This is a genomic window from Dietzia sp. DQ11-71 (assembly GCF_014144995.1).
GTDB classification, from domain to species: Bacteria; Actinomycetota; Actinomycetes; order Mycobacteriales; family Mycobacteriaceae; genus Dietzia; species Dietzia kunjamensis.
Genome location: NZ_JAALDT010000463.1, coordinates 1 through 1,087, shown reverse-complemented (window position 1 = coordinate 1,087; position 1,087 = coordinate 1). Strand labels below are relative to the sequence as shown.

The 1,087-nt window shown below is 68.4% G+C and carries 2 protein-coding genes; both read right to left on the bottom strand.

Annotated elements, in window-relative coordinates; all coding sequences use genetic code 11:
- Positions 1 to 111 precede the first annotated feature (111 nt).
- Complete coding sequence (gene rpmA / locus G6023_RS14570; RefSeq protein WP_007626965.1) at positions 112 to 375, bottom strand: 50S ribosomal protein L27; 264 nt, start codon at positions 373 to 375, stop codon at positions 112 to 114.
- 69 nt (positions 376 to 444) lie between these two features.
- Positions 445 to 750 carry a 50S ribosomal protein L21 gene (gene rplU / locus G6023_RS14565; protein WP_132062038.1) on the bottom strand — a complete coding sequence of 102 codons (306 nt, stop codon included), beginning with the start codon at positions 748 to 750 and terminating at the stop codon, positions 445 to 447.
- Positions 751 to 1,087 lie beyond the last annotated feature (337 nt).

The following is a 1,087-nucleotide window of genomic DNA, read 5'->3' as shown; positions in this document are numbered from 1 at the left end:
ACGGGTGGTGACGGGCGGGGTGGTGCAAATACTCTCGGGGGCCGGGTGTGAGGTCTTGACGACCCCGCCCGGCCCCCGAGGGCTGTTCATGAAAGTGGTCGGCTGGGAGGCTCAGGCCTCGGCGCCGGCCGGCACGATGTTCACGGTCTTGCGACCGCGCTTGGTGCCGAACTCCACCGCACCGGCGGAGAGGGCGAACAGGGTGTCGTCGCCACCACGGCCGACGTTGACGCCCGGGTGGAACTTGGTGCCGCGCTGGCGCACCAGGATCTCACCGGCGTTGACCTCCTGGCCGCCGAACCGCTTGACGCCGAGGCGCTGTGCGTTGGAGTCACGACCGTTACGGGTGCTGGATGCGCCCTTCTTACTTGCCATGTCCGAGTCCCTCCTTCAGGGAGCACGCCCGAGGGCGCTGAGCTGGTGGCCTGAGCGGCCGGAGATGGATTACTTGATACCGGTGATCTTGACGACCGTCAGCTTCTGACGGTGGCCCTGACGCTTGTGGTACCCGGTCTTGTTCTTGAACTTGTGGATCCGGATCTTCGGTCCCTTGGTCTGCTCGACGATCTCGCCGGAGACGGTGACGTTGGACAGGGCGTCGGCGTCGGAGGTGACGGCCGAACCGTCGACCACGAGGATCGGGGACAGCGACACGGAGGTTCCGGCCTCGCCCTCGATCTTCTCGACCTTGACATGGTCCCCTTCGGCGACCTTGTACTGCTTGCCGCCGGTCTTGACGATCGCGTACATCGAGGGCTTCCCCTTGCTTCTCGGGTGTGCGGCCGCCTGGGGCGACCACACCTGGTGTGCGGTGTTCTCTCTTGCTCGCCGACTCGCGTCGGTCGAGGGTCGCGGGCCCCGGAACCGTTCCCGGTCCCGTCGCGCGACTCCTCGCGCCACGACATAGCGCCGCGACGAGCGACCTGTCAAGGTTACGGTCCGGCGGCACAGCAGGTCAAACCGACCGTGCCGCCGGCCCGCGGCCGGGTGCGTCAGTCGCCCGCGGGGGCGGTCGTCGTCCTAGTGGCACGTCGCCTCGCGGGCCGTCTGCGCGGCTCGGCGACCACCGTGGTGGGCGCTTCCGCCA